Origin of the sequence: Lysinibacillus mangiferihumi (assembly GCF_003049665.1) — a bacterium.
In the GTDB taxonomy this organism is placed as follows: Bacteria; Bacillota; Bacilli; order Bacillales_A; family Planococcaceae; genus Lysinibacillus; species Lysinibacillus mangiferihumi.
In genome coordinates, this window is sequence record NZ_PYWM01000024.1 from 18749 (window position 1) to 34868 (window position 16120).

Consider the following 16120-nt stretch of genomic DNA (forward strand, 5'->3'; position numbering starts at 1 on the left):
TCTCCTTACTTTAGATCATTATCATCGAAAACATCGCCACATTCAGGGCAAAATTTCGGAGGATTTGCAGGAGTTTCTGGCTGCCAACCGCATTTATCACAAGCATATTGCAATGCGCCAGACGGTTTTTTTGCCCCACATTCACTACAGAATTTACCTTTATTGATTGTGCCACATGAACATGGCCAGCCTTCTTCTACTGGCTTTGCTGCACCACAGTTTGAGCAAAACTTACCCGTATTCTCTTGTCCACATGAACATGTCCAAGCATTGGATGGGCTCGATTGTTGTGGCGTTGTTGCTTGTCTCTGTTTATTTTGCTCGCTCATTTGGAATAGTTGGCTTGCATTGACGCCACCCGCTTGTGTTGCCATATTCATCCCCATGAACCCAGCCATTGCACCGCTTTCATTGTGCGCAGCTGCAATCATCGCCTCTGCTTGTGCCCCAGTTAAATGCGCAGCCGCCATCCCAGGATCACGCATCACTGCATTGCGCTGTAGTTGTTTTATCATCGCTTCATCTTCTTCAGAAGCTTTTAATGAACTAATTCCAAATGATACGACTGCTAAACCACGTGTTGCCAACCATTTTTCTGATAACACTTTGTTAAGGGCATCTGCCAGCGCCACTGTATGCGCAGGGATTTCACTATAGCGCACGCCACTTGCCGAAATTTGAGCAAATGCTGGTTGTAATGCCGTCATAAGCTCTGTTTTCAATTGACTATCAATAGCATCACGTGTATACTCACGCTCTACATTTCCACAGACATTTGTATAAAATAATAATGGGTCTACTATTTTATAAGAATATTCACCATGACAACGAATGGTAATATCAATATCTAAGCCAATATTGCGGTCAATGACACGGAAAGGAATTGGCGCAGGTGTTCCGTACTTATTGCCAACGATTTCTTTTTTATTGAAATAATACACACGTTGATCTTTAGCAGGCTCTCCACCAAATGTGAAACGCTTTCCAATTAGCTTAAACGTTTCCGTAATGTTTGCTGACAGATCATCCCCATACATAATAGATGGCTCTGTAGATGTGTCATAGACATATTCACCAGATTCGGAAGAAAACTCCACTACCTTGCCTTGCTCAACAATCATCATACATTGCCCTTCATTAATGGCAATGATTGAACCATTACTAATCAGATTGTCGTTTCCTTTATTTGAGCCACGTTTCGAAGTGCGTTTAATACCTTTAGCAACCAAAACATCTGCTGATAAGGACTCACAGTAGAAATACTCACGCCATTGATCTTCTAATACACCTGCTAATGCCCCAATACCTGCTTTTAATAAACCCATTCTATTTCCCACCTTTAAATAAATACTTAATGTTATTTTATCATTAAAAATATTGCTCTTCCTATTGTACTACGCAAGAAAGGACAATTTGTTTCAAAATTTTTACTTGGGCATTAGGATGCTTATTACTTCCCTACTGAAAAACCGTCAAATAATTTTCCACCATATGGTGCAAGGCGAAGCCAAGCGAATTAATAATTTTCGCTAAAGGTCTTGCATAACTAATTTTTATAAGAGTTCGGGATATTCTTTATAATCATCATGCTATGATTAACTTTGCTCAACTACACATTTATTGCACATATAGTTTTAATTAATAGCAATAGAAAATGACCAAATTCAATATTAATAGAGAACTTGGTCATTTTTAAATGTTAAGTAAGTTAATCATATTTATATTTATTTGTTAAATATAACTTCCCCTGTATCTGCTAATTTAATAATTACAGGTCTTTTATCACCTATTCCTATTTCGATATATTTGTTATTCGTCACCTCTTTCACCAATGCAACATGATATTCCTCATAGCCTTCGTCATGAAGTTCTAATCCGTTGTCTGTGTCATAAAATGTATCAATTTCGCATAAACTGGTCTGATTATTATCCCAAGTTATTTCTATTTTAGGCTTTGAAGTACTATACTCAAGTAATTTTAAAACTACATTATCAATAATCATCTTATCTAGCTCCTCATTAGGCTGTCTTTTGATTTTTATCAAAAACGACAATATCTAAATCCGAGGTCTCTGTCGCCTCTCCCCGAATGACACTTCCAGCCAATAAAGCCCCATCGGAATGAGGGAAATGTTTTGTAATAAACTGAAGTGCTGCTTCGACTGCGTGATCCCTTTTTAAATAATCCAAATTGCCACCTCTTCCTGAAAATTACTGAATTATATAGAATATACTTTCTACACTTGCAGAAAATCTCCTGTTAAAGCGAATCAAATTTTTACAAAGGAATTTGTAATTAATAACAGATTGCTAAAATCATGTATAATATATATAGCACGATGAAAAATGGTGCTAATACCGTTGTATGGTTAATTTTCTAAACAGAAAGGAGCTATAACATGGACCAACAAGAGATTTTAACGATTATGAACTTAACGAAGAGTTATGGCAGCAAAGAAATTTTAAAAGGAATTGACTTACATGTGTCAAGAGGCGAAATTATTGGCTACATCGGTCCCAATGGCGCTGGCAAAAGTACAACTGTCAAAATTATATTGGGGATTGAAGGGGAATATAGTGGTGAAATTAAGCTATTTGGGGAGGATATTAAACAAAATAGCATTGATTATAAACGGAAAATTGGCTATGTGCCTGAAATAGCCGATGTTTATGATAATTTAACTGGCTATGAGTATTTGACTTTCATCGGCCAGCTTTACGGATTGCATTTAGATGTAGCGACCGCCAAATCTAAATCATTAATGGAATTGTTCGGTGTTGGAGAAGCCTATCATGCAAGAATATCTTCTTATTCAAAAGGCATGAGGCAAAAGCTATTAATTATCGCCAGCCTTATACATAATCCAGATTTACTGTTCTTGGATGAACCTATAAACGGCTTGGATGCGAATAGTGTCATGATTTTCAAAGAGATTTTAACGCAATTAGCAGCCCAAGGTAAAACGATATTTTATTCCTCCCATATCATGGATGTGGTCGAAAAAATCAGCAGTCGCATTATATTACTGAATGATGGAAAAATCGCTGCTGATGGAACATTTGCTCAACTACAAGCCGCTAATACGGCCGGAACGTTAGAGGGGATTTTCAACCAACTAACAGGTTTTCATAATCATAAAGAAATTGGTGAACAATTCGTAGCGGTTGTCCAGGAGGTGTAGTAATGAAAGATTTCAAAGTCCTGCAACTACTTGATAAAATGCAATTTATTTTTCGGAAAATGGGCATTGATTATTCGATTATGAGACAAATCCTCCATATTAAACTAACGATGGATGAACGTAAAGTACCAACCATCTTTAACCAAAATAAAAAAGATCAAAAAAATAGCTACTTCAAATCTTTATGGATTTACGCCCTTTATGGTCTTATACTCATTCCTTTTATGGGGTTTGGTGATAACTATCATTTTCAAATGAGCATTGCATACGGCATAGTTATCTTTATCGTGATGACTACTTTGATTTCCGATTTTTCTTCTGTACTACTTGATGTTCGTGACAGAAGCATCCTGTCAACGAAGCCGATCAATGCTAAAACGATAAATGCCGCTAAAATATTGCATATCCTTATTTATTTAACTTATTTAACAATTGCCTTAACGGCAATTCCCCTTTTAGTCAGCTTGTTTACACAAGGAATATTATTCTTTCTATTAACCGTATTGGCACTTATCTTCATCAATATTTTCATTGTCGTGCTTACAACTATTTTGTATATTGTGATTTTAAGATTTTTTGATGGAGAAAAGCTAAAGGACATCATTAATTATGTGCAAATTGGCTTATCCTTAGTGTTAATGATTGGTTATCAAGTGCTTATTCGCTCCTTTGAGTTTGTCAACCTTGAAATTGTCGTAACGTTCAAATGGTGGAGTATTTTCATCATCCCTATGTGGTTTGCCGCTCCTTATGAGCTTATCCTAAATGGGAATAACTCTTACTTCACGTTAGTAGGCTCTATCTTCTCCGTCTTTATACCACTTATATCAATAGGGCTCTATGTAAAGTTAATTCCAACCTTTGAGCGCAATTTACAAAAGTTATTAAGTACGAGTAAATCAAAGAAGGAAAAGAGAAGTCGTTTAAAAGATTATTTCTTATCTTTTATATGCCGAACAAGTGAGGAAAGGGCATTTTACCGTTTTGCCTCTCTTATGATGAAACAAGAACGGGATTTTAAATTAAAAGTGTATCCATCATTAGGCTTTTCTTTCGTGATACCATTTATTTTTATGTTTAATATGATGCGGTCAGATAATGTTGACTACTCGACTAGTATAAGCTATTTAAATATTTATTTTAGTATGCTGATTATTCCATCTGCTGTGATGATGTTAGGTCATTCCGCAAAATATAAAGCCGCTTGGATTTACAAAGTCTTTCCAATTAAGGACTATACAGACTTACAAAAGGGTAGTTTAAAAGCCTTTTTAATAAAGCTATATATTCCGCTGTATATCGTTCTTAGCATCGTATTTTGCTTTATTTATGGCACGAGAATCATTCCAGATTTATTGATTGTTTTAGTAGCAAGCTGTTTGTACACAATCATTTGCTACATCGGCTTTGAAAGCAAAATTCCTTTTACGAAGCCCTTTGACGAAATCGGTGATGGGCAGAGTTGGAAGGCCTTAATATTATTTATTCCATTAGGTATACTTGCATTTATACACTATCTACTGGCAACAAGCATTTCTTATAGTACTTTTATTTATTTCTTTGTACTTGTCATTGTCAATTTCATTTCTTGGAAATTCTTGTTTAAACGAGCTAAGTAATACTTCAAAGAGATAGGCATTGCTTATATAACTAGTAAAAATCCACTTTGCTTATAATGGCTCAGTGGATTTTTTACAATTCGTTTTTACAAATCGTGGCTCATCACGATTAATTCCCCTTTTATTCCCATCACTCTTACACCTTTATCTGTATAACCACACTTCTTATATAGTCCCTGTGCCGCCTCATTCCTTACATTAACTGCCAACACAATTTCATTCACGTCACGATAATGCTGTTTTACAAAGTCAGGTAATAACATTAAAGCTTTTTTTGCATAGCCTTTCCCTTGATGTCGATAATCTGTAGAAAAAGCTCTTATTAAAATAGCATGATCATTTTCACAATATGGCTTTACACCCTCTTTTCGATGTAACACAAAGAAAACTACAAGCATCCCATCCTCAATTGCTAAAATGGCATATCGATTGACATCCTCTTTAGAAAGCGCAATACATTCTTGCGGTGTTCCTGTAAATTCAAGTTGTTCAGCTGTTAATTGATACTGGTCAATTAACGCGTTAAAGCGATTATCGTATATGTATAGTTGCATAATTTTCCCCATCCCCCGTGCAGAACGTTTGTTCTGATTATAACAATGTGACAAATTTTATGCAAGATAAAAAAATTTGATGGATTTAACATGATAAAAAGAAAAAAGACAGCACCAGTTATTATTCTGGTCCTGCCTTTGGCTTTCTTCAATTCAATTAACGTAAACATAAAGCTTCTGATATTATTTTGTTGCAACTGCAATTTCTTTATATTTGGCATCCCAAGCAGGGTCAATTTTACTTAAAGAAACAGGTCGTAACGATTCTTTATGCGCTAGAATATGTACGGACTGTGCTATTGCAGCAATCGTGCCATCTTCATGTAAAATTTCATAACCATATGTTGTACGGAGACGATCGTGTTTCTCTACCCAAGTACGCACTGTTGCCACCTGTCCATAGTGCATAGCAGCCTTATAGGAAATAGATAGATCCATTACTGGCGACACATACCCTTCCTTCTCTAATGCTGCGTACTCAAATCCCGCATCGCTCACTAACTGCGTACGTCCAATCTCCATCCAAATGATATAGTTGGCATGGTAGACAACGCCCATTTGGTCTGTCTCCGCATAGCGAATCTCAATCTGTTTTTCACTCACAAACATTTTCTTCACCTCGTCCTACATTATAGCGTAAAAATGCTGATTTGGCGGGGTTTAGGCTTTGGGGATGAAAAATAAATAAAAATATAAATTTACAAAATGTAGATAATTAATATTAATATTGGATTTAGTAAAAAATGGTGATATCCGTTTTCACCCTATGTACCCCACTTATTTGGGGTACATATTGGGGTACACTGGGGTACAAAAAAATATAAAATAATATAACACTGGGCAGGTGCTAAGTAAAAAAAAGTCACTCAAAAAATTCGAGTGACTTTTTGTTTTCTTAAAATTTAATATAGAACTTTATCAAAAGTGGCTCGACAACCAAAAGAAAAAGTTAGAAAACAAGTAGCTAGAGCTATTAAAATAGAAAGGTGAAAAAAGTATGTTTATTTCATCTTATGATATCCATATTAATGAAATTATCCACCCTAATATAGCTCTACCCAATCATTATAACCATCACTTAAAATAACGAAGATTTCTAATTAATAATCTTAATTACTTAAATTGTAATTGATTATTATATCCAATGCGCTTTCTTTATTTATATCATTATTATGGTGTTGTGGACATATTCTCTAAAAACTCTTTAATCTCTTTTAGAGAACTATTTGACAGTAAATAGATAGTGTAAAGGTCTTTTGAATTCATAATTCTTCCCGAATCATTTGAAATCCATAGAAAAAAAGATTCATCTTCAAGATTAAACGTATACTGGGGATACTCAACATATGATATTCCTTCTTGCTTAGTCATACCTCTAATTGCTTTGTTGAAAACAGCTGATTTTTCTGATCCCTTTCAATCTATAAACTTTATTATAGATTGAAACCTGGAAATTCCTTGTATACTGTTATTGATTGGTATCAATAATAAAGAATTAGGTCGCTCTGTGACCATGTTTTTTCAACTCCATAATTTCCAATATTTTTTTGCAAATTTGCAACATATATGTTGACTAAATTTAGCTAAGTAGTCTAAAATGGAGTTAACTAGAAGGGCTTGGTCATTTCGAAGGCTTACGTTTTACGTGAGCTACTCACGTAGGAATGACGGGGCCCATTTTTTTATGCTTAGATAGATATTGCTTGTTCTCAACTTTATTACCAGGAGCAAATTTCCAGTGCCTATAAGAGTGTTTCCACAAATTCGCTATATCACCTTGCTTTCCAGTTGTTTCCCCTATGTTGAAATTAGGATATATTTCCCTTATATGAGCATTTATATGTTTGTATAACTTTTCTTTGGCAATTGTTCGTTTTCCTCGGTTTCTTTTACCCTCTGGTTTTGCTTTATGTTTCTCGTTTAATCTAAATTCCATTGAACCTAAAATAAGATCTAAACACTGAAGGATAATGTGGTGATGCGATACTGCCTCTGCTATATCATCTTTACTATGGATAAATAATTTAGCATCTTTAAAGAAATCTTGATATTGCAAATTAAAAATATAGTCTTTAAATTTTTGATTCTTTTCTTTAGTATCAGGTAATTGATCAAAGAAAGGTTAAATAGAGATGGGTTCTTTTGTGGAATTCGAGTATTTCAATCCAAAAGCATGTTTAAAAAACTGATAGTACAATAAAAAGTATTCATTATCCCTTTGCTCTTTTGTTAAACCGACAGGAATAAAGGCATTATGTGTAAACATAATTCTGATTTTAATTTTATCTTGTTTTATGAGACCAAATACCGTATCTACTAAAGACTTATATTTTTCCAAATAATTAGCCGTTACCTTCTGCCACTTTACTTCACCATTTATATTCAATTCAGAAATTTTATTTTCCAAAACTGTTTTTACTTCTTGTAAATGAATAGATCTTACTAATGCGCCACCGTAAAAATTACTGTAGTATTCTCCGTTTTTTACTGATTCATCACAATAAATAATGTATTGCATACTTTATCACCCTCATTCGACTTTTTGCGCAACAATTAGATAATATTAGTTTCCATATTTATTATTGATTTTTTCATACTATACTTATATACATACTTTAAAATTCATTAAATGTATTAATAGACTGAAAGGTATTTATTTATATTATACCTATCTATTGGATAAATGACTAAAAAAGCAATAAAAAATACACTAGATAATAATTAGACAAAATAAACCCAAGCACAAAATTAATTAAGTGCCTGGGTATACATATCATTTACTACGTCTTTGTTGAATCGTAATATACAATCCTATTAATCGATCCGTAGTCATCGCACCACTTTGTAAATCCTTCAAATGTGAGGCTTGAATAATACCATCCTTCACCGCCTGTGCAATGAAGTTTTCTGTTTCAGTTCTCATCGCTGGCGAACCTGGATTCCAAATTGTATTAGCCACCTTAATCTCCTCCTTCCTGTCTTCCACAATTAATTGGACTTTCAATTTACTGTTGCTTGGCACAATTACTTGTCCTTCTAATTTGTACCCTCTAGGCATCTTCCAATTGGCCTTCACTTCGAAATGTGGTCGGTCAATTCTACGTGCCCAATCACCGCCCCACGTAATGCCCAACTTACGAGCTATTGCCCCTATTTTTGTTAATGTATCTACATCGTATAAGGGTTTCGGGGGAGCCACGGCAATGTCCCACGCTAAACGTGAAGTATGATTACTCTTCAGCGTCCACGTTACAATTTTCCCTGGTCTTGTTCTACCTTGTGCATATAGATAATTTTGCCGTGCTTGCGATCGGTATGTTTCCGTAACAAAGATATTTTTGATTCCCTCTTTATAGCACTCTTGAAAGAGCAATCTGCAGGCCGTTTGCGCCACTGGTAATAGTTCACCTAAATCTCGGCATGTTGTTGTGACACTCATTGTTTATCATCCTTTTTTTCATCGTTATCGATTTGTAACTGCTTAAAAGCACTCGTTAAAAACTTTGGTACTTTCAAACCTAACTTTCCAAGATTTTCAATCATACTGATTCCTTCCATCCCGATTAGAAAAAGAATCATGGCATTGCGCATAAAGTTCCCACTCTCGGTTGCCAAGTCCAGTTGCACTGCAGCAATGACCATTAAAATCATCGCCACTTTTTTAAACAGTCCGATTAAGGCTTTTCTGCTTTCAACGTTTTTCACAACAAAAGCAACCATAACGCCTAAAATATAATCGATCGCCATAAAGATAGTGAGTGCTTTAATTAAATGGTCAATCCCACCAACAAAATAGGCGACCCCTGCCACGGAGCCGCCTACGAGTGATGTATATAATGTGTCGGTTTTCATTGGTACCTTCCTTTTTTCCATAATAAAAGCCCTCCACAGATGATTGTAGAAGGCTTAAAATCTATTGTAATTTTACTTATTTTGAAACGATCAAGCATTTAAGTCTGTTATTGAAGGGATAGTAATTTCCTTAACACATGAAACTGGTGATAAATTAATCACACATTGCACAATAGATACAATATCTTGTACAGGTATACGTGTACCTTCATATAAATCAATTGCCTTTTCTGCACCTTCTTCATAAGGTACTTCTGCTGCTAGCTCCCCTGGATTAATACAAGTGACAGGAATTTTATCTCCTCTCAAATGTTCACGTAGAGCATTTGTAATGCCTCGTAAGCCGAATTTAGATGCAACAAATGAAACCTGTGAACTATTTGTATGTTCTAAGCCTGCCGTTGAACCAATTAAAATGACTTTTCCATTTTTAGCTTGTCTTAAGTTTGGTAGAAGCGCTTGAATATACGTAATAGTAGAAGTTAGATTTATATTGATTAAGTTGGAAATATCTTCGATTTCATCCTTATCAAATGTATAGTCATCTTCGAAACCACGCTTTTCCCATACGCCAACATTATATATTAATACATCTATTGCAATGTCTTTTAAGGTTTCCTTTAAAGCAGAGATTTGTTGTTGACTTGATAAATCTATGGAGAGCCATTTGCGATTTACACCATCATTAATATCCAAACTTTCTGGTCGTGTTCTTGACACCATCCATACTGTATCTCCCTCTATGGGTAGACCCTTTACAAAGGCGTCACCAAGCCCTTGACTTGCTCCAAAAATAATAAAGTCTTTACTCATCCAATCTTCCTCTCCAATAACTATCTTTTGATTATTTAAGATAGAAAACAATATAACAATTAAATCTATTATATTTACAATATTGATTATTTATCTTCATTCTTTTGACTGAAATTCATAAATTTACTATCATTTTCTTGTTCTAGTTTGCTATACACCACTTGGCGCAAATTCGATAGATTTGGTACTTGATTACGTTTATGTGGACGTGCTAGCACATAGTTATACCAGATAGCTACTAGTCCACTACGTTCATTAAACATTTTGTTCACCTCCTGACATTTGTTTTTCTATTAATGTAGAAAGCTCCATTATGGCCTTTTCTTGGCTAGCTAATCGTTGCTCTTGATTCGCTATATACGTTGACATCTCCCTCATACTGCTCAAAAGTAGTTGGTTTTCTTGTTCTAAACGTGCAGCCTTTTCTTCTGCTGTGTCTTCGTCACCGAACTTTTTCATTTCACCCATTGTGCCATCTGGATTACGTACTTTATATTGAAATGCCATTAGTCCACCGCCCCTGTTATCAGATGTATTTTGTAATTAGATGCCAAGTCCGTTCGCGTTGGCGTAATTTTTAACACAATTCGTTGTTTGGCTTCCATTCCTTTATGCTCAAAAGTGTCCTCCACGACACCTTGTTTGGCTGTAATGGGTGCTGTATTCACCGGTGATAACACCGTGTATTGTTCTGCTTCACCCTTTGCCGTCATGGATAGTTCCACCTTAATATTGAGCTCCTTATCACGTTGAATAAACAATAAAACGCCCTTTGCAGATCCGCTTGGCGGCTCGATTTGGTAACGAGCAACGGATTGTAAAATAGGCGTTTTCACTTCTTTTTTATTCAGTTTAATCGTTTTACTCGTCTTGGCTCCGTAATTATCTACGACCTCAAGAACAATCGTATTTTCACCAGTTATTAATTGTGCTAGCTTTACATCAAACTCCCACGCACCGCCTGTACCACTGTAAATTTCCACTGGTTCACCTGCATTAATACGCCTTGTCACTTTCACCGTGGCATTTGCATCGTCATCCGATGCTTTACCGGATATTTTGAATGTATCGGTATCAATGACACCCGAAGGCACGACCGCATCCACTGATAGCAAAGGGGCTCTATTCGGCACAACTGAAAATCTACGTTCTATTTTAGCAGAAATCCCTTTTTCGGTATCCTCAGCCCATACAACCAGTTTTTGAACGCCTTGCGATAGTGTGCCCGTAATAGCTGAATTACCGTTATAAAGCTTGCCACCTTTAAAAGTTAACTGCTTTGATAGTGTGAATCTTTGCTGGCTTACGTTTGTCGCTAACACCTTACGAGGTTCATCATTGATTTGATAATAAACCGTAACGGATTGGTCTGCATCAGGATCAAAGGCTGTTCCTTCAATAGTCAATGTGTCATTTTCATACAATCTCACGTTGCCAGATGGACTCCGTAACGACACAGTGGGTGCTACATTGTGTTCGATTGTCAATACGTCTGAATGGATATAATCGGAATACACATTGCTTGTATTTTTTGCTCGCACACGTAGTTCTAATGTTTTATGTGTTTGATTTGTACTTATCTGCAAACTACGTGTAAGTGTGTTGTTGTATGGAAGTGGTGTCCAATCGTCTGTGCTGTTGTATCGGTAATCTACTTCATAAAGTGCGAGATTAGCAGCGCGAGACGCACCAAATGTGATGTTCACCGTCTCGTTTGGTTTGAACTTTTTGCCTTGTATTGGGGATGTAAATGGACCAGGCGGTGCAATGGCTTGATTCACACGGCTACCTCTGACATACCAATAACCATCACTATGTTTTTTGTTCGTTGGATACGCTGTTTCCTCCGCTACAATTCCTGATTGAACTAAACCGCCTAAAGATGTCTGATATTTATTCCAATAATATTTTGGTTTTGTTACGGTATAAACACCACTTGTCCGATAGTTAGATTCTAAATTTCTAGCATCGACTGCTTTTACTCTAAATTGAATCCTTGAAGCAGTGGGGATGGTATACGAAAAACGATTGGTTGTCGGTGTACCGATTTGTACCCATGAGCCATTGTTTATTGCTACCTGTAGGATGTACCGAGAAAAATCATTATTTACATCAGAAGATGCTCCCCATGCGATGGCTTTGACATCACCAATTTCTAAAGTTCCAGAAGGTTGTGTAAAGACCCCTGGCTGTGTTGGTGCTATGTTTACCCTTGCTCTTCTCACATACCAATAACCGTCTGTATGTCGTCCGTTTGCCGGATATATTCCTGCGTTTGCAGGAACGTTTGATTGAATGAGTGAACCCCTACTATAACTTGTTGATGAAGTAGAATTGCTAGTAGACTTTTCAGACATCGTTACATTTTGAGGCGCACCAGACAAGTTACCTCCATATCCAATTGAATGTATGGTAAACCTCTGCACACTTCTCCCATTCAATCTATACCCAACATCACCCACAGACAGAGGAACACTATATCCTATTTGATTGGAAACGCTGTATTCGTTCCTAAATTCGTTAAACGTGTAGTTTCTGTATAAGTTGTTAAATGTTTGTGGTGTCCAAGAAGACTCCCTACTCCAAGGTTGTTCTTGCCATCTAGTTGTTGATTCCACTGTAAATACATCATAATAATATTGAGCCAACCTTAAAGCACCTCCACTAATTCAACGTTGTAGGTCCGCCAATCACCAAAACGCATTTCAGCCTTCACATAATCCATCTCAACATTACTACGCGCTACTTTTGCACCTTTTTTGTATGTTGTTGCAAGTGCTGATACCTTAATCATGTCTGTACCTACTTCTGTTATCATCACATCTTCACTATGTTCATCATCGTAGATTGTCACTTGTGTCAATGCAGTAAAGCCTTTCACACTCGCAACTTTTAAAGCAGTTGCGTCCTTTTCCACTGCCTCGATAATTTCTGTCATTGTTTTATCTAACTTGATTTTGTTTGTGTTGCCGTCCAGTGTATCGGCGAATGTACCAGAGTTACCTGGTACACGGCCGTCGAGTTCCATTTGGATTTGTAGACGTCTTATATTTGTTTGAAGTGCTATTATATATTCTCTATTTCGTTCAATATTTGAGTCTAGATGATTCATTACTTTTTCACTGTGAACAGTTCCTTGCTGCAATGGTTTCCAAACAGGCAATCTTGTTATACGGTCTATTTTTTGTTGTCCTGTGTCTTTATCTATTTCTGGAATAAAGTCTCCATTTTCATCAATAGCGAGAATATGATCTAAAAAGTTTATTCTTTCATAATTTTCAATAGCCATTATGCGCCACCTCCCTCAACGGTAATCGGTATATCAAACACATACATAAATCCTGTATGTTCTTTATAAAAGTTGGTGGGACCATCTACTAAAATTTCACCTTGATTATCTAAAAGCGCTGCATAAGTTACATGGCCATGATAATCATTTAAATAAAACATCACACGTAAGGTATTTCCTAATCGCTCTGTTCTAAATATTTCTATATTCCTTTCAGTTCCATCAATTAAAAAACGCCCCTTTCTTACATGTGAAAGAAGCGTTTGAAACAGTAAGTTTATTAGTCTTTCATGTACTTGCACATTATCACCTCATTCAATAACAAAATGCCATACCTGTTACTGGATAAATAACTTCATAACCATATGTTTTAGTTGGCATATGAATCTTAGATTCACTATTAACACCAACACCATTATCAGATGTAATGGACTGATTAGTCTTAGGATAGGAAACAGGATAAACATGTTGTCGAGCACCAACCCTAATCCTTGGTACTTCGAACACATACCTATATAAGCTTTGCAAATGTGCTGGCTTAACTTCCTCTACTGCTGTGAATAACCCACTATCTATTGATCCACTTGTATGAGGTATTCTTATAATAAATGCATACTCTCCAGGTACATCAATAACTGAAGCATTTCGATTTTCTACAAACGTATTCACGATTGTTTCCATCCGCTTTTTAGTTACTGGAAAATATTCATTCATTTTAAGTATTACGTTACGCCTACGTTGTTCAATTGTTTGAGTGTCAGTTGGCTTGATTCTAAATATAGACTCCCAATAAGGTAATGCCCAGGTAGCATTATTAATACGCGTTTCTGTACTTACCTTATTAATAAATTGAAGTACTTCTTCCATTATCATCCCATTTGCATTGAATATAGATAACTGATATTCATCGTTATACATCGGAGTTACGGCTCGTAACATCCTTTTTCCTGTTTCCGTTTGGATATAATTTTCACGATCCACTGTTGACCACCTCGCCGATGACCGCTCTCTGTCCCACGGTTAATACGATATTATCCGTTTGACTGTTGAGGTTTAGCTCTTGATAATCAAGCACACCTTCTGTTTCGATTAACGATGCGCCAACTTCTGTTGTACGAACAATCATGGCATTTAATAAACCACGATTCATATTGTTTTTAGCTCGTTCAAGTGTCAAAGTAGGGTCTGCTCCTTCTTCAAAGTAAATACGTGCCGTTATATTAATCACAACAGGCTCAATAGTTCCAACTGTCACGATAGCGCCAATAGGAGCTTTACCTTCACCCAACCCTTCGAATTCTTCTGGATCGATATACTCTTTAACACGTCTCATTAATTCATCATTAGCAAATTGATTATTTGCATCAGTTATCAATACTCGAACTGTTCGTGGACCTTTCCATAGAGGTTGGACAATTACATTACCAACACCATCTACCTCTTTCGCCCAACGCTCATAATCACGTCTAGCACCACTTAGCGGAGCTAATGCAATACGGTTTAATATACGTTCTCGAAGTGATTCATCACTTTCAGCTTCTGTTCCACCAGTTATCGGTTCAAGATTAATAATATTATCAACCTCATAACCTCGTTGAATCGTTACAACTGTTCGTGCTGCTGTATTACCTATATTTCCACTTTCAATCGCTTCAATTCTTACAATAGCCTCACCATTATTAATTACTACATTTTCGGTAGTTTTGTACTCTTTCGCACTTTCCGTATCATCACCCAATGTATAAACAATTGTTCCTGTTGGTATAACCTGTCCTTCTTTTTTACTCTTTAATTTGACTTTACCACTGGCGTTTGTTCCACCCCGCCTAAAAATATGATAGGGAGCACCATGCCATTCAAGAAACTTACCAGTAGCAAACTGTGGAAACATCATTTGCAATGTGATAGATAAATGAAATTGTGTGATTTCAGTCGCTATAATCGCAGTAGGCTTTGTATGATCGAAAAACATTTGTCCCTCGGAAGTGTCTATGCCAGTTGGGGCTTTACTTAATGCCATCTGTGTGAAATATTCTTCTGTTGCATTCTTCAAAAACTCCGGCATGATAAAATCAGTTGATTCTACCACTTAAATAGCCTCCCTTCTGCACTGTCACTGTATCAATTCCGTAGACACTTTCTACATCAAATGTTATATAACACTCATCTACTCTCCATTCAAATCTAAAATTTGTTACATTGACTGTTCGATTATCTACATGCAAAGCTTCTTTAATGGATCTTCTTATTTCACTTTCCGTTATACTGCGGGGGTAGTTTTGACGCAAGATTTTTAAAAATTCAACACCGAAATCCGTACTATATGCTTCATGGGCATATCTTTCTGTCGCCACACACTTAATTACCCAAAAAATATAAGCGTCCTTTGCATCGCAACGCTTAGTCTTTCCGCTTCCCGTCACAAATGTTTCCCTTGCATTGTAATCATACGTATATGATTCAACTTCTTGTAACACTTCTTCTTCCACATCAAACATAACATCTTCGACATCCCAAACAGGATAACTCATTATATTAACCTCCCTACTATAACGAATTGATTGCCGTCATTTGCAGGGACAATAAACAACCTGTCACCATCTTTATATTGCGGTTTCATTTCTGTTTGATTATCAACTACCAAATGGAACTCTGAATATGGAATTGGGGTAGGCAGTGCATCGATTAAGACAGAACCTCCAGAAAATGTGCCAACGACTGGAAATCTAAAAACTGTTGATTCCATTGCTTTCCCAGCTGCACCTAAAAGCTCTTGCACAATCAAATCTGTATACATTTGTGAACTCATGT

At 36.3% G+C, this 16120-nt stretch carries 20 protein-coding genes and 1 pseudogene; 2 read left to right on the forward strand and 19 right to left on the reverse strand.

The features are described from left to right. Window positions 1–5: 5 nt before the first annotated feature. The 3 genes and pseudogenes from C9J37_RS19675 to C9J37_RS19685 all read right to left on the reverse strand — a co-directional run. Entirely contained in the window at window positions 6–1325 is a 1320-nt protein-coding gene (locus tag C9J37_RS19675; RefSeq protein WP_107896722.1) for an SPFH domain-containing protein, read from the reverse strand. A gap of 399 nt (window positions 1326–1724) precedes the next feature. Continuing rightward, a complete protein-coding gene (locus C9J37_RS19680) occupies window positions 1725–2003 on the reverse strand; it encodes a YxxD family cognate immunity protein YxxD (RefSeq protein WP_025219419.1) in 279 nt (92 codons plus the stop codon). 31 nt (window positions 2004–2034) lie between these two features. Then, window positions 2035–2190 (reverse strand): annotated as a pseudogene (locus C9J37_RS19685) (nucleotidyltransferase domain-containing protein); the annotation flags it as partial. A gap of 209 nt (window positions 2191–2399) precedes the next feature. Here C9J37_RS19685 and C9J37_RS19690 point away from each other — a divergent pair. Together C9J37_RS19690 and C9J37_RS19695 are read left to right on the forward strand one after the other, a co-directional pair. After that, window positions 2400–3182 (forward strand): ABC transporter ATP-binding protein, encoded by a 783-nt coding sequence (locus C9J37_RS19690; RefSeq protein ID WP_107896724.1) that lies wholly within the window; start codon window positions 2400–2402, stop codon window positions 3180–3182. Between the two features lie 2 nt (window positions 3183–3184). Next, window positions 3185–4801, forward strand: coding sequence for a hypothetical protein (locus C9J37_RS19695; RefSeq protein ID WP_107896725.1), 1617 nt, complete (start codon window positions 3185–3187; stop codon window positions 4799–4801). Between the two features lie 86 nt (window positions 4802–4887). Here the strand turns inward: C9J37_RS19695 and C9J37_RS19700 are convergent, their stop codons facing one another. The 16 genes from C9J37_RS19700 to C9J37_RS19765 form a co-directional block, all read right to left on the reverse strand. Next, a complete protein-coding gene (locus tag C9J37_RS19700) occupies window positions 4888–5355 on the reverse strand; it encodes a GNAT family N-acetyltransferase (RefSeq protein ID WP_107896726.1) in 468 nt (155 codons plus the stop codon). Window positions 5356–5538: 183 nt separating this feature from the next. After that, window positions 5539–5964, reverse strand: coding sequence for an acyl-CoA thioesterase (locus C9J37_RS19705; protein WP_107896727.1), 426 nt, complete (start codon window positions 5962–5964; stop codon window positions 5539–5541). Window positions 5965–7009: 1045 nt separating this feature from the next. Further along, entirely contained in the window at window positions 7010–7411 is a 402-nt protein-coding gene (locus C9J37_RS29080) for a hypothetical protein (protein WP_235617181.1), read from the reverse strand. Window positions 7412–7477: 66 nt separating this feature from the next. Continuing rightward, entirely contained in the window at window positions 7478–7873 is a 396-nt protein-coding gene (locus C9J37_RS29085) for a hypothetical protein (protein ID WP_235617182.1), read from the reverse strand. A 255-nt stretch (window positions 7874–8128) separates the two neighbouring features. After that, window positions 8129–8794, reverse strand: coding sequence for a M15 family metallopeptidase (locus C9J37_RS19715; protein ID WP_107896728.1), 666 nt, complete (start codon window positions 8792–8794; stop codon window positions 8129–8131). Continuing rightward, window positions 8791–9228: a phage holin family protein gene (locus C9J37_RS19720; protein ID WP_107896729.1), complete on the reverse strand. Its 438-nt coding sequence runs from the start codon at window positions 9226–9228 to the stop codon at window positions 8791–8793. Before C9J37_RS19720 ends, C9J37_RS19715 begins: the two co-directional genes overlap by 4 nt. 69 nt (window positions 9229–9297) lie before the next feature. Continuing rightward, on the reverse strand, window positions 9298–10020 hold the full coding sequence (locus C9J37_RS19725) for an SDR family oxidoreductase (RefSeq protein WP_107896730.1): 723 nt from the start codon (window positions 10018–10020) through the stop codon (window positions 9298–9300). Between the two features lie 86 nt (window positions 10021–10106). Continuing rightward, window positions 10107–10283, reverse strand: a complete 177-nt coding sequence (locus C9J37_RS28425) for a hypothetical protein (RefSeq protein WP_167397372.1) — start codon at window positions 10281–10283, stop codon at window positions 10107–10109. After that, entirely contained in the window at window positions 10276–10527 is a 252-nt protein-coding gene (locus C9J37_RS19730) for a hypothetical protein (protein WP_107896731.1), read from the reverse strand. Before C9J37_RS19730 ends, C9J37_RS28425 begins: the two co-directional genes overlap by 8 nt. Then, the gene (locus C9J37_RS19735) at window positions 10527–12668 is read right to left on the reverse strand and encodes a hypothetical protein (RefSeq protein ID WP_137067699.1); all 2142 of its coding nucleotides are present in this window, start codon (window positions 12666–12668) and stop codon (window positions 10527–10529) included. Before C9J37_RS19735 ends, C9J37_RS19730 begins: the two co-directional genes overlap by 1 nt. 2 nt (window positions 12669–12670) lie before the next feature. After that, window positions 12671–13309 (reverse strand): hypothetical protein, encoded by a 639-nt coding sequence (locus tag C9J37_RS19740; RefSeq protein ID WP_107896733.1) that lies wholly within the window; start codon window positions 13307–13309, stop codon window positions 12671–12673. Continuing rightward, window positions 13309–13611 (reverse strand): hypothetical protein, encoded by a 303-nt coding sequence (locus C9J37_RS19745; protein ID WP_107896734.1) that lies wholly within the window; start codon window positions 13609–13611, stop codon window positions 13309–13311. Before C9J37_RS19745 ends, C9J37_RS19740 begins: the two co-directional genes overlap by 1 nt. Before the next feature lie 13 nt (window positions 13612–13624). Beyond that, window positions 13625–14290 carry a putative phage tail protein gene (locus C9J37_RS19750; protein WP_107896735.1) on the reverse strand — a complete coding sequence of 222 codons (666 nt, stop codon included), beginning with the start codon at window positions 14288–14290 and terminating at the stop codon, window positions 13625–13627. Continuing rightward, window positions 14280–15398 (reverse strand): baseplate J/gp47 family protein, encoded by a 1119-nt coding sequence (locus tag C9J37_RS19755; RefSeq protein WP_107896736.1) that lies wholly within the window; start codon window positions 15396–15398, stop codon window positions 14280–14282. Before C9J37_RS19755 ends, C9J37_RS19750 begins: the two co-directional genes overlap by 11 nt. Then, on the reverse strand, window positions 15382–15840 hold the full coding sequence (locus tag C9J37_RS19760; protein ID WP_107896737.1) for a DUF2634 domain-containing protein: 459 nt from the start codon (window positions 15838–15840) through the stop codon (window positions 15382–15384). The genes C9J37_RS19755 and C9J37_RS19760 overlap by 17 nt, the downstream gene beginning before the upstream one ends. Beyond that, window positions 15840–16118 (reverse strand): hypothetical protein, encoded by a 279-nt coding sequence (locus C9J37_RS19765; protein ID WP_107896738.1) that lies wholly within the window; start codon window positions 16116–16118, stop codon window positions 15840–15842. Before C9J37_RS19765 ends, C9J37_RS19760 begins: the two co-directional genes overlap by 1 nt. Window positions 16119–16120: the final 2 nt, after the last annotated feature.

Excerpts from the sequence above, each read along its gene's own strand:
- C9J37_RS19725 (WP_107896730.1), bottom strand. The coding sequence starts at position 10,020 with ATGAGTAAAGACTTTATTATTTTTGGAGCAAGTCAAGGGCTTGGTGAC.
- C9J37_RS28425 (WP_167397372.1), bottom strand. The coding sequence starts at position 10,283 with ATGTTTAATGAACGTAGTGGACTAGTAGCTATCTGGTATAACTATGTG.
- C9J37_RS19690 (WP_107896724.1), top strand. The coding sequence starts at position 2,400 with ATGGACCAACAAGAGATTTTAACGATTATGAACTTAACGAAGAGTTAT.
- C9J37_RS29085 (WP_235617182.1), bottom strand. The coding sequence starts at position 7,873 with ATGCAATACATTATTTATTGTGATGAATCAGTAAAAAACGGAGAATAC.
- C9J37_RS19675 (WP_107896722.1), bottom strand. The coding sequence starts at position 1,325 with ATGGGTTTATTAAAAGCAGGTATTGGGGCATTAGCAGGTGTATTAGAA.
- C9J37_RS19705 (WP_107896727.1), bottom strand. The coding sequence starts at position 5,964 with ATGTTTGTGAGTGAAAAACAGATTGAGATTCGCTATGCGGAGACAGAC.
- C9J37_RS19695 (WP_107896725.1), top strand. The coding sequence starts at position 3,185 with ATGAAAGATTTCAAAGTCCTGCAACTACTTGATAAAATGCAATTTATT.
- C9J37_RS19715 (WP_107896728.1), bottom strand. The coding sequence starts at position 8,794 with ATGAGTGTCACAACAACATGCCGAGATTTAGGTGAACTATTACCAGTG.
- C9J37_RS19700 (WP_107896726.1), bottom strand. The coding sequence starts at position 5,355 with ATGCAACTATACATATACGATAATCGCTTTAACGCGTTAATTGACCAG.
- C9J37_RS19730 (WP_107896731.1), bottom strand. The coding sequence starts at position 10,527 with ATGGCATTTCAATATAAAGTACGTAATCCAGATGGCACAATGGGTGAA.
- C9J37_RS19740 (WP_107896733.1), bottom strand. The coding sequence starts at position 13,309 with ATGGCTATTGAAAATTATGAAAGAATAAACTTTTTAGATCATATTCTC.
- C9J37_RS19680 (WP_025219419.1), bottom strand. The coding sequence starts at position 2,003 with ATGATTATTGATAATGTAGTTTTAAAATTACTTGAGTATAGTACTTCA.
- C9J37_RS19720 (WP_107896729.1), bottom strand. The coding sequence starts at position 9,228 with ATGGAAAAAAGGAAGGTACCAATGAAAACCGACACATTATATACATCA.
- C9J37_RS19760 (WP_107896737.1), bottom strand. The coding sequence starts at position 15,840 with ATGAGTTATCCTGTTTGGGATGTCGAAGATGTTATGTTTGATGTGGAA.
- C9J37_RS19765 (WP_107896738.1), bottom strand. The coding sequence starts at position 16,118 with ATGAGTTCACAAATGTATACAGATTTGATTGTGCAAGAGCTTTTAGGT.